Source organism: Bacteroidota bacterium, assembly GCA_016195025.1.
Classification (GTDB): domain Bacteria; phylum Bacteroidota; class Bacteroidia; order Palsa-948; family Palsa-948; genus Palsa-948.
Genome location: JACQAL010000018.1, coordinates 42,721 through 58,820, shown reverse-complemented (window position 1 = coordinate 58,820; position 16,100 = coordinate 42,721). Strand labels below are relative to the sequence as shown.

At 39.6% G+C, this 16,100-nt stretch carries 15 protein-coding genes; 9 read left to right on the top strand and 6 right to left on the bottom strand.

The window, feature by feature from the left end; translation table 11 throughout:
• Positions 1–5: 5 nt before the first annotated feature.
• A complete protein-coding gene (gene recG / locus HY063_03795) occupies positions 6–2,150 on the bottom strand; it encodes an ATP-dependent DNA helicase RecG (protein ID MBI3500896.1) in 2,145 nt (714 codons plus the stop codon).
• 2 nt (positions 2,151–2,152) lie between these two features.
• On the bottom strand, positions 2,153–2,377 hold the full coding sequence (locus HY063_03790) for a hypothetical protein (protein MBI3500895.1): 225 nt from the start codon (positions 2,375–2,377) through the stop codon (positions 2,153–2,155).
• Between the two features lie 57 nt (positions 2,378–2,434).
• Here HY063_03790 and rfaE2 point away from each other — a divergent pair, with 57 nt between their 5' ends.
• Genes rfaE2 through radA form a run of 3 tightly spaced genes read left to right on the top strand, consistent with a single transcriptional unit; the run spans position 2,435 to position 5,819 of the window.
• On the top strand, positions 2,435–2,929 hold the full coding sequence (gene rfaE2, locus HY063_03785; protein ID MBI3500894.1) for a D-glycero-beta-D-manno-heptose 1-phosphate adenylyltransferase: 495 nt from the start codon (positions 2,435–2,437) through the stop codon (positions 2,927–2,929).
• 11 nt (positions 2,930–2,940) lie between these two features.
• Entirely contained in the window at positions 2,941–4,458 is a 1,518-nt protein-coding gene (locus HY063_03780; protein MBI3500893.1) for a glycosyltransferase family 39 protein, read from the top strand.
• Positions 4,455–5,819 (top strand): DNA repair protein RadA, encoded by a 1,365-nt coding sequence (gene radA, locus HY063_03775; GenBank protein ID MBI3500892.1) that lies wholly within the window; start codon positions 4,455–4,457, stop codon positions 5,817–5,819. The genes HY063_03780 and radA overlap by 4 nt, the downstream gene beginning before the upstream one ends.
• Here the strand turns inward: radA and HY063_03770 are convergent.
• Both HY063_03770 and HY063_03765 read right to left on the bottom strand, forming a co-directional pair.
• Complete coding sequence (locus HY063_03770; protein ID MBI3500891.1) at positions 5,805–6,284, bottom strand: Lrp/AsnC ligand binding domain-containing protein; 480 nt, start codon at positions 6,282–6,284, stop codon at positions 5,805–5,807. The two genes, radA and HY063_03770, sit on opposite strands and share 15 nt — an antisense overlap.
• Positions 6,285–6,586: 302 nt before the next feature.
• Positions 6,587–7,258, bottom strand: coding sequence for a hypothetical protein (locus HY063_03765; protein MBI3500890.1), 672 nt, complete (start codon positions 7,256–7,258; stop codon positions 6,587–6,589).
• Between the two features lie 516 nt (positions 7,259–7,774).
• Here HY063_03765 and HY063_03760 point away from each other — a divergent pair.
• Positions 7,775–9,031: a T9SS type A sorting domain-containing protein gene (locus HY063_03760; GenBank protein ID MBI3500889.1), complete on the top strand. Its 1,257-nt coding sequence runs from the start codon at positions 7,775–7,777 to the stop codon at positions 9,029–9,031.
• Here HY063_03760 and HY063_03755 read toward each other — a convergent pair.
• Positions 9,028–9,912 carry a DMT family transporter gene (locus HY063_03755; GenBank protein MBI3500888.1) on the bottom strand — a complete coding sequence of 295 codons (885 nt, stop codon included), beginning with the start codon at positions 9,910–9,912 and terminating at the stop codon, positions 9,028–9,030. The two genes, HY063_03760 and HY063_03755, sit on opposite strands and share 4 nt — an antisense overlap.
• 103 nt (positions 9,913–10,015) lie before the next feature.
• Between HY063_03755 and HY063_03750 the strand changes: the two genes are divergently transcribed.
• The 5 genes from HY063_03750 to HY063_03730 all read left to right on the top strand — a co-directional run bounded on the left by HY063_03750 (position 10,016) and on the right by HY063_03730 (position 15,337).
• Entirely contained in the window at positions 10,016–11,155 is a 1,140-nt protein-coding gene (locus HY063_03750) for a PLP-dependent transferase (GenBank protein ID MBI3500887.1), read from the top strand.
• Positions 11,156–11,159: 4 nt separating this feature from the next.
• Positions 11,160–11,543, top strand: a complete 384-nt coding sequence (rnpA, locus tag HY063_03745; GenBank protein ID MBI3500886.1) for a ribonuclease P protein component — start codon at positions 11,160–11,162, stop codon at positions 11,541–11,543.
• Between the two features lie 42 nt (positions 11,544–11,585).
• Positions 11,586–11,816, top strand: coding sequence for a membrane protein insertion efficiency factor YidD (gene yidD, locus HY063_03740; protein MBI3500885.1), 231 nt, complete (start codon positions 11,586–11,588; stop codon positions 11,814–11,816).
• A 26-nt stretch (positions 11,817–11,842) separates the two neighbouring features.
• Complete coding sequence (locus HY063_03735; protein MBI3500884.1) at positions 11,843–13,666, top strand: PDZ domain-containing protein; 1,824 nt, start codon at positions 11,843–11,845, stop codon at positions 13,664–13,666.
• A gap of 114 nt (positions 13,667–13,780) precedes the next feature.
• Positions 13,781–15,337: an O-antigen ligase family protein gene (locus HY063_03730; GenBank protein MBI3500883.1), complete on the top strand. Its 1,557-nt coding sequence runs from the start codon at positions 13,781–13,783 to the stop codon at positions 15,335–15,337.
• On the opposite strand, the gene HY063_03725 is transcribed toward HY063_03730, so the two are convergent.
• Complete coding sequence (locus HY063_03725; GenBank protein MBI3500882.1) at positions 15,334–16,080, bottom strand: glycosyltransferase family 2 protein; 747 nt, start codon at positions 16,078–16,080, stop codon at positions 15,334–15,336. The genes HY063_03730 and HY063_03725 overlap by 4 nt on opposite strands.
• Between the last annotated feature and the right edge of the window lie 20 nt (positions 16,081–16,100).

The window sequence follows — 16,100 nt, the reverse complement described above, 5'->3', positions numbered from 1 at the left end:
ATTTTTCAACTTATCCTTCCCCAATACGGCTTCGCTTTTTTTATTCGGTCGAGTTCGGTGCGGATGGGTTTGTTTTCAGGCGAAGAAAGTTCAGAATCTTCGTGCAAAAGTTTTTCAGCAACATCGCGCGAGAAAGTAAGTATCTGGGAATCTTTTATCAAATCGGCTATGTGCAAATCGGTGATTCCGCTCTGCTGCGTGCCCGCCATATCACCCGGACCGCGCAAACCCAAATCAACTTCAGCAATTTCAAAACCGTTGGAGGTGCGAACCATCGTTTCAATTCTTGTGCGTGCGTCTTCCGAAAGTTTGTAACCTGTCATGAGAATGCAAAATGATTCTTCGGCACCGCGCCCAACTCTTCCGCGCAATTGATGCAATTGCGATAAACCAAATCTTTCTGCGCTTTCAATCACCATCACGCAGGCGTTTGGAACATCCACGCCAACTTCAATCACGGTGGTGGCAACAAGTATTTGTGTTTTTCCCTCGATAAAATTTTTCATCTGCGCGTCACGCAAATCATTTTTTAGTTGCCCGTGAACGATTCCCGTTACATACTGCGGAGGAGGAAATTCATTTCTTATTCTTTCATAACCTTCCATCAGAAATGCATAGTCAAACTTTTTTGATTCTTCAATAAAAGGATACACTACATAAATCTGCCTGCCCTTTTTTATTTGCTCGCGCATGAAATGAAAAATCTGCGGGCGCTTCACATCATAGCGGTGAACTGTCTTGATTGGTTTTCTTCCGGGAGGGAGTTCATCAATTACGGAAATATCCAAATCGCCATATAGTGTCATAGCTAAAGTTCTTGGAATTGGTGTTGCTGTCATAATTAAAACATGCGGAGGAATAAAAACAGTTCTATCACCGGAACTTTTTTTCCAAAGACGGGAACGTTGCGCAACTCCAAACTTATGCTGCTCATCAATTACGACCAATCCAAGTTTCATAAACTGGACTTCATCTTCAATCAGCGCGTGCGTGCCGACAATTATTTTTAATTCTCCGCTCTGAAGTTTTTCGTGAATGCGGTTACGGTCCTTTTGTTTTGTTGAACCTGTGAGCAGTTCCATCTGAATATTTGTTTTCTCAAGAAGACGGGATAAATTTTTGAAATGCTGCTGTGAAAGAATTTCGGTTGGCGCCATTAAGCATGTCTGAAATCCGTTATCAATCGCAATGAGCATTGAAAGAAGCGCGACAATTGTTTTTCCGCTGCCCACATCGCCTTGAAGCAAACGATTCATTTGTTTGCCAGTTGCCATATCAGCGCGGATTTCTTTTATGACTCGCTTCTGCGCTTTCGTAAGTTCAAACGGAAGATGATTATTGTAAAAGTCATTGAAGGAATTTCCAACCGAAGAAAAATTAAATCCCGCATAAGTTTTTTTGCGGATTAGTTTCAATTGAAGCAGACGAAGCTGAATGAAAAATAATTCATCAAACTTTAATCTGAATTCTGCGCGCTTGAGCAATTCGGAATTTTCGGGAAGATGAATTATTTTATATGCTTCTTCTCTTGAAAGAAAATTATTTTTCTTTATCAATTCTTCAGATAAGGTTTCAGGAATGTTATTATTGATTTGAGAAATTAAAGTTCGCTGAAGTTTCCAGATTCCACTGCTGTCAAGCCACTTTGATTTTAATTTTTCTCCCGTGCTGTAAACGGGTTGCATTTTTCTGGCGAGTTTTAAATTTTCTTCCGTGGCTTCTTCCATTTCAGGATGGACAATGCTAAATGTGTTTAGAAACTTTTGCGGCTTTCCGAATACTATGTATTCGTTTTCTTTTTTCAGTTTCGGCAAAATCCATTTTATTCCCTGGAACCAAACTAACTCCATTGTTCCAGTTTCATCGGCAAGCCGCGCAACTAATCTTCGTTTTCCTTTAGAAATAACTTCCGTACTAATAATTTTTCCGCGCAACTGGACATATTGTAAATTGGAATTTAATTCGCGCACTTTATAAAATTTTGTGCGGTCAACATAGCGGAACGGAAAATGGTTGAGCAAATCTCCGAACGTGGAAATATTCAATTCCGATTTCAGAGTTTTTTCTTTCTCAGGACCAACGCCTTTGAGAAATTTAATCTCAGTATCTAAAAAAGATTTTGTGGCGCGCAAAGCTGTTTGCACATTCATCCTCAAACGGCATTTTTATCAGAAGGCAAAAGAATTTCAAGTTTGTCATACTTCACATTCACGAGCAAATCATCTCCGTGAAAAAAAGTTATTGCTGTTCCTTTTCCTTTGCGCTTAATGGAGCGGATATTTTCCTGGTGAATAAAATATTTTCCAAGCTTCCACCACACAGGGGTTTTATCCTTGGCTTTTACCGGAGCATCAAGCACAATAATTTTTTTTGTCATTATTAAATAAATTTGACGGGCGAAATTACATAATTCCTCTATCTTTGAAACCTCTTTATGACAAATCTTGAAATCATCAGGCAAAAAATTGTTCCACTCGAACAACTTCAACGCAATCTCCATGTTTGGAGAATGAAGGACTATAAAACTGTTTTCACCAACGGATGTTTCGACCTTCTTCATCACGGACACATTGATTATCTCAGCAAAGCATCCGACCTTGGTGATATTCTCATCATCGGCTTGAATTCAGATTTCTCCGTGAAAAAATTAGGTAAAGGAAAAAACCGCCCGATACAAAATGAAAATGACCGTGCGCTGATTCTTTCCGCGCTTCAGTTTGTGGAAGCAATTACCATTTTTCATGAAGACACTCCACTCGAACTGATAAAAATTGTTCAGCCGAATGTTTTGGTGAAAGGAGGTGATTGGAAAGAAAATGAAATCATTGGCGCTGATATAGTGAAAGCGAAAGGCGGAGAGGTTGTGATTATTCCCTTCGTAGAAGGGTATTCTACCACCGCGATTGAAAAGCGAATCAAGTCCTCCTAATTTTTTCCTGAATGATTGAGCGGCTGAAAATTCTCTGGGAAGAAAAACCTCTCCGCTTAATTTTATTTTCTGCGATTTTTTTCAGATTACTCTCTGTAATTTTTGCCAAGGGATTCGGCATGCACGATGACCATTTTCTCGTAATAGAGGCGGCTCAATCGTGGGCAGATAATTTTGATAACAACGACTGGCTTCCTTCTTCTGTTTCGCAGCCGAGCGGGCATAGTTGGTTTTATTCGGGAATTCATTATTTTCTTTTTGTTGTTTTAAAAGCATTGCGAATTAATGACCCGCAAACTAAAATGTACATAGTGCGTTTTCTTCATGCAATGCTTTCACTTATCACAGTTGTTTTCGGTTTCCGCATTGCAAATTTATTATCAGATAAAAAAACAGCAGCCATGGTTGGAATTCTTCTCGCCATTTATTGGTTTATGCCTTTTTTATCCGTGCGCAATTTGGTTGAAGTAGTATGCGTTCCTTTTCTGATGCTCTCATCCTGGATGTTATTAAAGCCGAATAAAAATAATTTCTTCCTTCATTTTTTTCTTGCAGGAATAATTGCGGGCATTGCTTTCTCCATCCGCTTTCAAACGCTGCTTTTCATAGGGGGATTGGGCATTGCTTTATTGGTGCAGAAAAAATGGAAAGAAGGATTTATTTTTGGAACAGGTGCGCTTATTTGCATGGTAATGATTCAGGGGATTACAGATAAAATTTTGTGGGGGCATCCTTTCATGGAATTCCGGGAATATGTTCGGTATAATATTGCTGCAGCGCGGGATTATTTGGTTCAGGAATGGTACATGTATTTTACGCTTCTGCTCGGCATCTTGCTTCCACCAGTAAGTTTTTTTCTTCTCTTTGGATTTTTCAGAAGTTGGAAAAAATATTTATTGCTTTTTCTGCCAACTTTTATTTTTCTCGCCTTCCATTGTTATTTCCCCAACAAACAAGAGCGTTTTATTTTTCCTATTGTTCCTTTCATTATTCTTCTCGGAGTAATCGGATGGAAGGATTTTGTTCAAACATCTGCCTTCTGGAATAAAAGAAAAAAACTGCTGCGCTCCTGCTGGATATTTTTCTGGGCATTAAACTTCGTTCCGCTTGTGGTTGTTTCGGTTTCCTATTCAAAAAAAACAAGGGTGGAATCAATGATATATCTTTCCCATAAAAAAGATTTCAGGCAACTAGTAGTGGAAGAAAGCAACCAGGATGATTACACCATGCCTCCTTATTTTTATCTTGGCAAATGGTATAACGGGGTTGGATATCCGCTGGGAGTTACCAGGGAAAAAACAATTGACACACTTTGTTACATGACGCACCGCTATAAAAATTATATGCCGAACTATGTAATCTTCTTTGATGAAGAAAATATAGAGCAGCGCGTTTTAAATTTCAAAAAATGTTTTCCGGATATTAAACTCGATACGATTATTGAACCTGATTTTATGGACCGGTTTATTTACAAACTCAATCCTGTAAACAGAAATTATACTGCGTATATTTACAAAGTTCAAGAATGACAAAAGTTAAAACAAGTTTCTTCTGCCAGAACTGCGGGGCGCAATCCGGAAAATGGATTGGCAAATGTCCTTCTTGCGGGGAGTGGAATACGTATGTAGAAGAAGTAATTCAAAAAGAAGAAAAAAAAAATGGAAGAAGCACCAGCACTCAGCGCGCGACAAAGCCGTTGAAGGTTTCTGAGATAGAACAAAGCGGAGAAATCAGGATTACACTTCCCGATAAAGAATTGAATCGTGTTCTGGGCGGAGGCGTTGTTCCCGGCTCGGTGGTTTTATTTGGAGGAGAACCGGGAATAGGAAAATCAACTTTAATGTTGCAGATTGCGCTTCAGCAGAAGAAAATCAAAACACTTTACATTTCAGGTGAAGAAAGCGAACAGCAGATAAGAATGCGCGCGGAAAGAATGGGAATTAAAAATGACGACTGTTACATTCTCGCAGAAACGAGTATGCAAAATATTTTCAAGCAGATTGAACTACTCGAACCGAATTTTGTGATTGTAGATTCTATTCAAACGATGTTCAGCGCGCACATTGAATCTTCGGCAGGAAGCATTTCGCAGGTGCGTGAATGCACCGCAGAACTTTTGCGCTTTGCGAAAGAAAGTGGAACACCTGTATTTCTCATAGGACATATTACAAAAGACGGAATGCTTGCAGGACCAAAAGTTTTGGAACACATGGTGGATACTGTTCTGCAATTCGAAGGCGACCGTCATCATATATATAGGTTGCTGCGAACTTTAAAAAACCGTTTCGGTTCTACGAATGAATTAGGAATTTATGAAATGACAGGAACCGGTTTGCGCGAAGTGAGCAATCCATCTGAAATTTTAATTACTGCACGCGAAGAACCCGTGAGCGGAGTTGCGATTGCTACCATGATGGAAGGAATCCGCCCGATGCTGATTGAACTTCAAACGCTCGTGAGTTCTGCTGTGTATGGAACTCCGCAGCGCACCGCAACCGGTTTCGATACAAAAAGATTATCCATGCTTCTTGCCGTTTTGGAAAAGCGTTGCGGATTCAAACTCGGACTCAAAGATGTTTTCTTAAATGTAGCAGGCGGAATAAAAGTGGAAGACCCTGCGATTGATCTTGCCGTGATTTGCGCAGTGCTTTCTTCCAGTGAAGATATTCCTATCTCTCAGAAATATTGTTTCTGTGCGGAAGTTGGTTTGAGCGGGGAGATTCGTCCTGTGAACAGAATTGAAAGCAGAATTTCAGAAGCGGAAAAACTTGGGTTTGAGCAAATTTTTATTTCGAAATATAACCTGAAAGGATTGAATCAGAAAAGTTTTAAGATTAAAATTACTTCGGTTGGAAAAGTGGAGGATGTATTTCGATTACTCTTTGGTTAATTCCACATCTCTTTTAATACTTTCTTCCAGCGAAATAATTGTTTCCGTTCTGTCAATTCCTTCTACCGACTGAACTTTTTCATTCAGCACTTCGCGCAGGTGTTCGGTGTTCCGACAAACAATTTTCATAAAGATGCTGTACACGCCCGTGGTGTAATGCGCTTCTACCACTTCGGGAATTTTTTCCAGCCGCTTGATTACTTTATCGTAGATGGAACCTTTCTGAAGATACACACCAACAAACGCGGTGAGGTCATAGCCAAGTTTCGCGTAATCCAAAACCAGCGAAGTTCCTTTCACGATTCCTTCTTTCTGAAGATTATTCATGCGCACATGAATGGTTCCGCTTGACATGAGAACGCGATGACCGATTTCGGTGTACGGCATCATGGCATCTTTCATCAGGAAGGAAATTATTTTCCTGTCCACATTGTCAATCTGGTAATTTTCTTTTTGTTCTTTCATACTACTTTATAATAATTACAACAAAAGTAATTATTTATTACAATAAGTATAATAATTATTCTAAATTGTTAAAGTATATATAATGAACGAAAACTGTTTCTACTTTTGCCTCGTGTTCTTTTTAAAATACTGTGGGGTGATGAAACAAGGCAGACATGCCCTCTTGTCTCGGGGGTGAGGAAAAAGAAACAAACACAGCATAGAGCCGTCCCTGTATTTTATCGGGATGACCAGGGTTGACCACTCTTCTTTGTGCTGCGGCTAATCTCCTCGTGGAGGTTCGAACCCTTCCCCTACAGCAATCAGTATATTACCGATTGATGCATTTCGCTCCAGGGTCCTGCCAGTTCAGGATGTTTGGTATTGTACCACCGCGCGAAAAGATAAATGCGGTTTCCCCGTTCTTTATAGTCGAGCCGGAGAAAAAACTTTGCGCGTGTGCTGATGTGCTTCAGGGTGCAGGCATCCACGCTCGCGGGAGGAGTTCTTCCTATCGCGTATGCAATGAGCACGCTGTTTGAAAGTTTATGCCGGTGCCCGCGCCCGGTGCCTGTAACCGTTCGGCAGAAAACTTTTATGGCGCCACCGCCCTGTCCTTTTAACGCCACCATAGGCGCTTCGTCTATTGATGCGGTGTGCACGGTGCGCTTGATTTTTTCAAGCGGGCTTCCGCGCTTTATGCGGAACAAAGAAAAATCGGAAGTAACGGTTCGGTTGGGATTGGAAGCAATGCGGTCAAGCAGTTTTTGCTGTTGGTTGTATTTCACCGTGTCGCGCTGCACATCAACGAGCATATTCTTCACCGCGGTGGTGCGGACTGCCGGATTGGAATAGAGTTTAAACCATTCGTCAGCCGTTTTGGCGAATGATTCCCATTGTGCGCGTTCTGTTTCTTCCCAGTTAAATCGTTCCCAGTTCTTTCCCTTGAAGGAAGTGAGCGAAGGGGCATTCAAAAAATGGGTGGTGCGAGTCATATACCGTACATACTCACCCAAATTACGCGGAATTCTTGATTCGTCAGGCATTTTTAGTGTGTGATAAGTGATTTAGTAATCATCTGAAGTAATGTGAGTGAACACTCATAACTTTGCGCAAATAGATTAGAACACTCCCGTTCTTGTTTAAGACATTGCGGGTGTTGTTTTCGTTCTGAAACAAGCATGCTGCAAAGGTAAACATTTCAGCGGAAGCCAGTCAGAAAGAGTTTTAAGCAAATAACAAGCATGCTAAGTGCTGTAATGTTGTTCCAAAATGTTATGAGTGTTCACCCATAACGGCTAATGTGTTTGTGAAATGCCTTACGGAAGAACGGGAATTCCTTCCGCTGCAAGCGCAATGCCTCAAACATGAGCGGGAATTCCTCCCGTTGCAAGCACAATGCCTCAAACATGAGCCGGAATGCCCGCGCGCAACAGCGCAATGATTACGCAGCGTGTTGGAAGAAGTTAAAGCGAATAGGAAATGTTTGCGGAAGTTGTATATTTGTCCTAATGAAAAAATTTCTTCCCCTCTCCACAGTTTTTTTCTGCTTGACAGTTGCGCATATTCCGACAATTGCGCAAGGAACTTGGACGCAAAAAGCATCCTTGCCTGCTGCTGGAAGAGTTGGAGCAGTTGGATTTAGCATCGGCTTAAAAGGTTATGTCGGTACAGGTGGAGGAACGAGTGCTTTTCAAGATTTTTGGGAATGGGATGGAGATACTGCTTCGCCCACTTATAATACATGGACTCAAAAAGCAAACTTTGGCGGTGGTAATAGGTGGTTGGCTGTCGGTTTTTCAATAGGGACTAAAGGATATATCAGTACAGGGGCTTTAAATGTAAATACATTTTACAGTGACTTATGGGAATGGGACCAAGCAACAAATACATGGGCGCAAAAGGCGAGTTTTGGCAATAACTATAAAAGAGGAGAGGCAATTGGATTTTCTATAGGCAACAAAGGATATATTGGAGCTGGCGATGATGGTTTTATCTTATACTTTGATTTTTGGGAATGGAACCAGGCAACCAATACATGGACAAAAAAAGCAAGCATTGACAGCGTTGGCGGGGGAAGAACTTATGCTGTCGGTTTTTCTATAGGGAATAAGGGCTACATCGGAACAGGAACAGGTTCCGGCAATTACAATGATTTTTGGGAATATGATACTACTTCTGATACATGGACACAGAAAGCAAATGTTCCGGTAACACCACGATTTACATGCACTGGTTTTTCAGTTAAAGCAAAAGGATATATTGGTATAGGCGCAGATGGTTCAGGAGCATATAAAGATTTTTTGGAATGGGACCAAGCGACTAACACATGGGCACAAAAAGCAAATTATCCAGGGATGGCAACAAGGTCTGCTACCGGCTTTTCTATCGGTAATAAGGGGTACATGGGAATGGGAGGTGATATTGGTTTTACTATAGGATATAATGACTTTTGGGAATACACGCCTGATACTGTAACAGGAATAAATAATATTCAAGAAAATGTCTTTATCAAAAATATTTTCCCGAATCCTTTTTCTTCGCAGACAGTTTTGCAGTCAGACAATTTTTTTCATAACGCAACCCTCACAGTTTACAATTGTTTCGGGCAACAGGTAAAAGAAATAAAAAATATCAGCGGGCAGTCAGTTACTTTTCACCGCGACAATCTCGCAAGCGGAATTTATTTCTATAAAGTAACAGGGGACAAGGGACAAGGGGCAGGTGAGGTTCTCGGCACAGGGAAATTAGTAATCACGGATAATTAATTTGCTTCTTTCCTCATACTCACCAAATACACCCCGATAAAAATCATGAGCGCAGAAAAAACTTTTCCCCAGGTGAGGGAATCATTCTTGAAAATATAAATTGTGATGAGCGCTGTGAGAAACGGTTGTGTATAAATGTAGGCGCTCACCACAGAAGGTGAAAGTTCTTTCAGCGCAAGCGTATTTAACAAGTAAGCAACAAAAGTGGTGAACACAATTACAAACCCAGCGTAGAGCCATATTTTTGTGGAGATGCTGTGCCAGTCAAAACTTATTGCGTCAGCAATTCCAAATGGAGTAACTAACGGAAGCGCGAAAAGAAAAGTCCATTTAAGAATGGTGATGCTGTGATATTTTTCCATCAGCGGTTTCACCAGCACCAAAAAAGTTCCCCACGAGCAGGCGTTGATGAACACATATAAATCTCCGAGGAAAGAAGATTCTTTATTTGTTCCGCCAAGATTTTGAAAAACCAAATACGTAGCGCCACTGAAACCGATTGCAATGCCAACAGTTTTTAAAAGAGTAATTCTTTCCTTAATAATTAAACTTGCTATAATAAGAACAAGGATGGGCGTTGTTATCATCATGATGGCTGCGTCAATGGGAGAAGTGAGATGCAATCCTTTCAGAAATAAAGATTGATTGATTGCCACTCCGCAGATTCCAAGCGTAAATAATCTCAGGAAATCTTTTTTATCCACTTTTTCTTTTACGATGAGCGAAGAAGACCAGAATAAAATAATTGCTCCGAGCACGCGCATAATCACGAGTACGTTGTAGGAAATTTCTTCCATCACAATTTTTGCAATAGGAAAACTTGCCGCATACAGCGCCTGCGAAAGAAAAAGTGCGAGATGGGCTTGCAATGTTTTATTCATAATGCGAATAACGAATCGGCTGCGAATTTACGAATGGAATCCAATGACATAATACTGTATTTGTATATTCGCAGATTCGTAAAAATTCGTTATCCGCACCACTATGAAATTTGCAACCAAAGCCATTCACGCAGGGCAAGAGCCCGACCCGACAACGGGCGCCATCATGACTCCTATTTATCAAACTTCCACTTATGTGCAGGAAGCACCGGGAAAAAATAAGGGCTATGCTTATGCGCGTGGAAAAAATCCTACGCGTGCTGCGCTGGAAAAATGTATTGCTTCTCTTGAAAATGCAAAACATGGTTTATGTTTTTCCAGCGGAATGGGCGCAAGCGATGCAATCATTAAACTTCTGAAGCCGGGCGATGAAGTGATTGCCACCAATGATTTATATGGCGGAAGTTACCGCATGTTCGAAAAAATTTACCGCAACTTCGGAATCAAGTTTCATTACGCGGATATGAGCGATGTGAATACTATTTCGAAACTCGTAAATGAAAAAACAAAAATGCTCTGGGTAGAATCGCCTACAAACCCGCTGATGAAAATAATTGACATTGCTGCCTGCGGAAAAATTGCAAAAGAAAAAAATCTGATTCTTGTAGTGGATAATACTTTTGCTTCTCCCTATTTGCAAAACCCTCTCGACTTAGGCGCAGGCATTGTCATGCACTCGGTAACAAAATATTTAGCCGGGCATTCGGATGTGGTGATGGGTGCGACCTGCACAAACGATGACAAGATTCATGAGCAACTTGCGTTCATTCTTAATTCATGCGGAGCAAATCCCGGACCTATGGATTCTTTTCTTGTACTGCGTGGAATAAAAACACTTCACGTAAGAATGCAGCGCCATTGCGAGAACGGAAAAAAAATTGCGGAGTATTTGAGAAGTCATCCTAAAGTTGATAAAGTTTTCTGGCCCGGTTTTTCTGATTCACATAATCACTCCATCGCAAAAAAGCAAATGAAGGACTTCGGAGGAATGCTCTCCTTCACATTAAAAGGAAATAAACTGGAAGATGCTTTCAAAGTTGTTATAAGCGTAAAAGTTTTTTCTCTTGCAGAATCTTTGGGCGGTGTTGAATCACTCATTTCACATCCTGCAACAATGACACACGCTTCCATTCCGAAAGAAGAAAGAGAAAAAACCGGCATTGCAGATTCGTTCCTGCGCGTGAGTGTTGGAATTGAAGATGCGGATGATTTAATTGAAGATTTGAAGCAGACGCTCGGATAATCAAATGAAGCGTTATACTTTCAAAAAGAACGAGCGGCTGGTAAATAAACAAACGCTTGAAGAAATTTTTTCTTCCGGAAAAAATATTTCTGCTGATTCTTTCCGCCTGTTATGGATAAGCAAACCGCAAACAACAATTTCACCTGTTGAAGTTGTTATTTCTGTTCCCAAAAAATCTTTTTCAAAATCCGTTCAGCGCAACCGCATTAAAAGGCGAATCCGCGAAGCGTACAGAAAAAACAAGCATTCACTTTATGAATTTCTTGAGAAAAAGAATCTCTCTATTGCACTGATGATAATTTATTCAGCAAAAGAGGAACTCGCTTATAAAGAGATAGAACAAAAAATGATAGTATCTTTACAGAAACTCATAGAGAAATTGCAATAAATTTCCCGTATATTCGTTATGCGTTAACATTATTTAACAGGCATGAATAAAATAGCAGGCATAATTTTAGTTACGTTTATTAAAGTTTATAAAATGACTTTATCTCCTTTCATAGGAAATTCTTGCCGCTATCAGCCCACGTGTTCACACTATGGAATAGAAGCCATTCAAAAACACGGAGCAATGAAAGGAAGTTGGCTAACGATGAAAAGAGTTTGCTCCTGCCATCCGTGGGGAGGGCATGGTTATGACCCGGTGCCTGAAAAAATTTAATTACTATTAAAAGAAAAAAATTCAAAATGAAAATCTCAAAATCACTTCTGAAAAAAATAAGAAACGGAGCAATTGTATTATCCATTTCCTTCACTGCATTTTTCTCGTTCGGCTTTGTTGACAGTTATTTCGAACTTTCCAAAAACCTCGACATCTTCGCAACGCTTCTGCGCGAACTCAACACCTATTATGTAGATGAAATCAAGCCGGGCGATTTAATCAAGAAAGGCATTGACGAAATGCTGAACACGCTCGACCCGTATACAGAATTTTATGCCGAGACAGACATTGAAGATTATAAAATGATGGTCACCGGACAGTATGGAGGAATTGGTTCTCTCATTCGTCAGAAAGGCGATTACGTCATGATTGGCGAACCTTACGAAGGATTTCCCGCACAAAAGGCAGGATTGATGGCGGGCGATGTAATTACAGAGATTGACGGGAAATCTATCAAAGGAAAAACAACTGCCGATGTAAGTAAACTTCTCAAAGGGCAAGCAGGAACTGCCGTAAAAGTTTTGGTGGAACGCGAAAGCGAGAAAAAACCTTTTGAAGTTTCGCTCACGCGCGAAGAAATCAAAATCAAAAATGTTCCTTATTATGGAGTGATTGGCGATGGAACTGTTGGCTATATAAAACTTACCGGCTTCACCGAAAATGCCGCAAAAGAAGTGAAGGATGCTTTCACGCAACTCAAAGAAAAAAATCACATCAAGTCACTTGTGTTTGATTTGCGCGATAACGGTGGCGGGCTTCTGAAAGAATCGGTTGACATTGTAAATACATTCGTGGGCAAAGACCAGCCGATTGTGGAACAAAAAGGAAAAGTGAAAGAGATGAACCGCACACACAAAACGCAATTTGCTCCGGTAGATACTACCATGCCCATTGCAGTTCTGGTAAATAAAAATTCTGCTTCGGCTTCTGAAATTGTAACCGGCTCTCTTCAGGATTTGGACAGAGCCGTGGTGGTTGGCCAGCGTTCATTCGGAAAAGGGCTTGTTCAGCAAACCGTTCAGCTTTCTTACGGCACGCAAATGAAAGTTACCACTGCAAAATATTATACACCCAGCGGAAGATGCATCCAGGAGTTGGATTACTTCCACAAAAACAAAGCGGGCAAGGCGGAACACATTCCCGATTCGCTCATTCGTGAATTCAAAACCAAAAACGGAAGAAGCGTATATGACGGAAGCGGAATTTTCCCGGATGTAAAAACAGAGCCGCGGCAATACGCGCTCATCACCGGAACCATTCTCAGCAAAAATTATGTTTTCGATTATGCAACAAAATACCGTTTAGCGCATAACACGCTTTCTTCTTCGAAAGATTTTTCTCTCACAGAAAAAGAATACAGTGATTTTGTAAATTACTTATCGGATAAAACCTATGAGTATACTACGAAAAGTGAAAAATCTCTTGATGAGTTGAAAAAGAATGCCGAATCGGAAAAATATTTTGAAAATATAAAAACGGACTATGATAACCTGAAAGAAAAAATAAAGTCAAATAAAAAAGAAGACCTTGCAAAATACAAGCCGGAAATAAAAGATTTTCTGGAAGAAGAAATTGCATCGCGCTATTATTACCAGCATGGGCGGCTGGAATCTTCACTTCGCGATGACAAAGAATTGAAAGAAGCCATTCGCGTACTCAACGATCAGGAATTATACAAATCAATCCTTAATGGAAAAGGACAATATAAAGTAATCGGCAAGCCGGGCGATGCGCAGGCAAAAGCAAATACTACTGATGATGAAGGCGAAGATTTGCTTGCTCCCGATGATAATATTAAAAAAGATTCTTTGAAAGTTGTGCCTCCTCACAACAAGAAAAAAGGAGGATAACTTTTCTGAAAGCAATTTAAAAATCCCTTTCATTTTTCCTGAAAGGGATTTTTATTTTTGCATGCAATATTGCGGAAGCGCTTGCGTTCAGTTTGCATCCATGAAAAACCGCCTATGTTAAACTCTACAAAAAGTTTTTTTTACTACTCTTATTTATTCGGAATTTTTCTTCTTGCTGCCTCCCTGCCGTTCTCAAAATTTCTGACCAGCGTTTCAGAACTTATTCTTTTTATTTCCTGGCTGGCTGACAAAAATATTGCAGAGAAAATAAAATCGTTTCTGAAAAATAAAACTGCTTTAATTATAAGTTCTGTTTTCATTCTTCATTTAATCGGGCTTGCGTATACTTCTGATTTTAATTACGGGTTGGAAGATGTTAAGAAAAAAATTCCGCTGATGCTGCTGCCGCTTGTTTTTTCAACTTCTCATCCGCTTTCAAAAAATATTTTTGAAAAATTATTGTCTCTTTTTGTTTTGACAGTAGTAGTAGTATCGTTTATTTGCTTTTATGTTTTGCTTGGATATTCGGGCAGACAAATTCTTCAGCCGCAGGATGCTTCCATTTTCATGTCGCATATTCGTTTTGGACTTCTTATCTGCATGGCGGTTTTTATTCTCGGATATTTTTTCATAGTTAAAAAACAAATCACAATAAAAATTTTTATTGCCCTGTTAATCGCATGGCTTATTTTATTTTCAATAATGCTCGAATCAGAAACCGGGTTAATCTGCATTGCAATTCCTTCTTCGGTTTTACTTTTCCGATTTATTCTGAAAACAAAAAATACAATTGTAAAATGGTCACTCTGCATTTTATTTGCAGCTATTTTGATTGGCGTTATAAAACTTTTTCTTTTCGTATCTGATAATTTTAATTTGTCCTCAAATAAAAAATGCCCAGCTGCTTCTAAAAATGGAGTTCCATATACAACCAATTCTTCCAGCACAGAAATTGAAAATGGAAATTATGTTTGGCAATGCATATGTGAAAAAGAACTTGCCGATGAGTGGAATAAAAAAAGTAAAATTGATTACGGAGGAAAGGACTTAAGCGGCAACGAAATTAAATACACATTGATTCGGTTCCTGACTTCGAAAGGATTGAACAAAGATGCAGAAGGGATGCAGACGCTTTCATCTGAAGAAATAAAAGCCATTGAAAAAGGAATTCCAAATAAGAATTTCATTGGCATTTTTAATCCTACTGCGCGGCTGCAAAAAATTTTTTGGGAATTTAATTTATATTCAGGCGGTGGAAATCCCAGCGGGCATTCGGTAGTGCAGCGTTTTGAATTCTGGAAAGCCGCTATGGGAATTATAAAAGAAAATTTTTTCTTCGGAGTGGGAACCGGTGATGTAGATACTGCTTTCGTGCTGGAATACGAAAAAATAAATTCTCCGCTTAAACAAGAATGGCGATTGCGTTCACACAATCAGTTTCTCGCTATAGGAACTGCATTTGGAATTGTTGGAATGGTTTGGTTTTTAATCGCGCTTTTTTATCCGCTTATTGCTGAAAAAAAATGGAAAGATTATTTTTATATTATTTTTTTCACCATTGCCTTTCTTTCAATGCTTACCGAAGATACTCTTGAGTCACAAACAGGAGTTACATTTTTTGCCTTCTTTAATTCGCTGTTTTTATTTTGCAGAAAAGAAAATGGCTCTTAGTGTGAGTCATACAAGTTACGATATTTCAAATAGGTTTCCCATGCTGTGATTTTACAAATCACAAAACCATATTTTCCATCCAGGAATCCAAGTTTAAAAAAATAATTTCTAAGGAATTTAAATCCTGTTTTCAAATAAATCATGGAAACAGAAATTTTTCTTCCTTGTTTTTTCATTTCTCTTGCTGATATTTCCGCGAACTTTTCTGCCTGCTTGTAATGTTCATCTATGGAATAATAACTATAATGCAAAATATCTCCTTGCAAAAATCCAACTTTATTTTTTTCATTCATTTCAAATTTATCATGCGGGTTCATTCCGCCCCATTTTCCTTTTCGCGAATCCCACAATCGAAGTTTTCTGTCAGGATACCAGCCGCAGTGATGAATCCATTGTCCGCAATAATTAGTGAGGCGATTCATATAATAACCATCATTCGTCCAATTATTTTTTACAGCGAGAATATTTTTTTTCAGTTCATCTGAAAGCGCTTCATCGGCATCCAAAGAAAGTATATGTGGAAATTTTGCCTGCGTGACAGCGAAATTCTTTTGTTCAATGTGTCCGTCAAATTTATGGGAAACGAATCGCGCGCCTTTTGATTTACATATCTCTTCTGTTTTGTCTGTAGAAAAAGAATCAATAACTACAATATCATCCGCAATTTCCTTAACGGAATCCAGACATCTTCCGATATTTTTTTCTTCGTTGAAAGTAATTATGACAACCGAGAGTTGAATCATGGTCGCAAAGTTAAGATTAT

Excerpts from the sequence above, each read along its gene's own strand:
- HY063_03780 (MBI3500893.1), top strand. The coding sequence starts at position 2,941 with ATGATTGAGCGGCTGAAAATTCTCTGGGAAGAAAAACCTCTCCGCTTA.
- recG (MBI3500896.1), bottom strand. The coding sequence starts at position 2,150 with ATGAATGTGCAAACAGCTTTGCGCGCCACAAAATCTTTTTTAGATACT.
- HY063_03725 (MBI3500882.1), bottom strand. The coding sequence starts at position 16,080 with ATGATTCAACTCTCGGTTGTCATAATTACTTTCAACGAAGAAAAAAAT.
- rfaE2 (MBI3500894.1), top strand. The coding sequence starts at position 2,435 with ATGACAAATCTTGAAATCATCAGGCAAAAAATTGTTCCACTCGAACAA.
- HY063_03755 (MBI3500888.1), bottom strand. The coding sequence starts at position 9,912 with ATGAATAAAACATTGCAAGCCCATCTCGCACTTTTTCTTTCGCAGGCG.
- radA (MBI3500892.1), top strand. The coding sequence starts at position 4,455 with ATGACAAAAGTTAAAACAAGTTTCTTCTGCCAGAACTGCGGGGCGCAA.
- HY063_03750 (MBI3500887.1), top strand. The coding sequence starts at position 10,016 with ATGAAATTTGCAACCAAAGCCATTCACGCAGGGCAAGAGCCCGACCCG.
- HY063_03735 (MBI3500884.1), top strand. The coding sequence starts at position 11,843 with ATGAAAATCTCAAAATCACTTCTGAAAAAAATAAGAAACGGAGCAATT.
- HY063_03730 (MBI3500883.1), top strand. The coding sequence starts at position 13,781 with ATGTTAAACTCTACAAAAAGTTTTTTTTACTACTCTTATTTATTCGGA.
- HY063_03790 (MBI3500895.1), bottom strand. The coding sequence starts at position 2,377 with ATGACAAAAAAAATTATTGTGCTTGATGCTCCGGTAAAAGCCAAGGAT.
- HY063_03765 (MBI3500890.1), bottom strand. The coding sequence starts at position 7,258 with ATGACTCGCACCACCCATTTTTTGAATGCCCCTTCGCTCACTTCCTTC.
- HY063_03770 (MBI3500891.1), bottom strand. The coding sequence starts at position 6,284 with ATGAAAGAACAAAAAGAAAATTACCAGATTGACAATGTGGACAGGAAA.
- rnpA (MBI3500886.1), top strand. The coding sequence starts at position 11,160 with ATGAAGCGTTATACTTTCAAAAAGAACGAGCGGCTGGTAAATAAACAA.
- yidD (MBI3500885.1), top strand. The coding sequence starts at position 11,586 with ATGAATAAAATAGCAGGCATAATTTTAGTTACGTTTATTAAAGTTTAT.
- HY063_03760 (MBI3500889.1), top strand. The coding sequence starts at position 7,775 with ATGAAAAAATTTCTTCCCCTCTCCACAGTTTTTTTCTGCTTGACAGTT.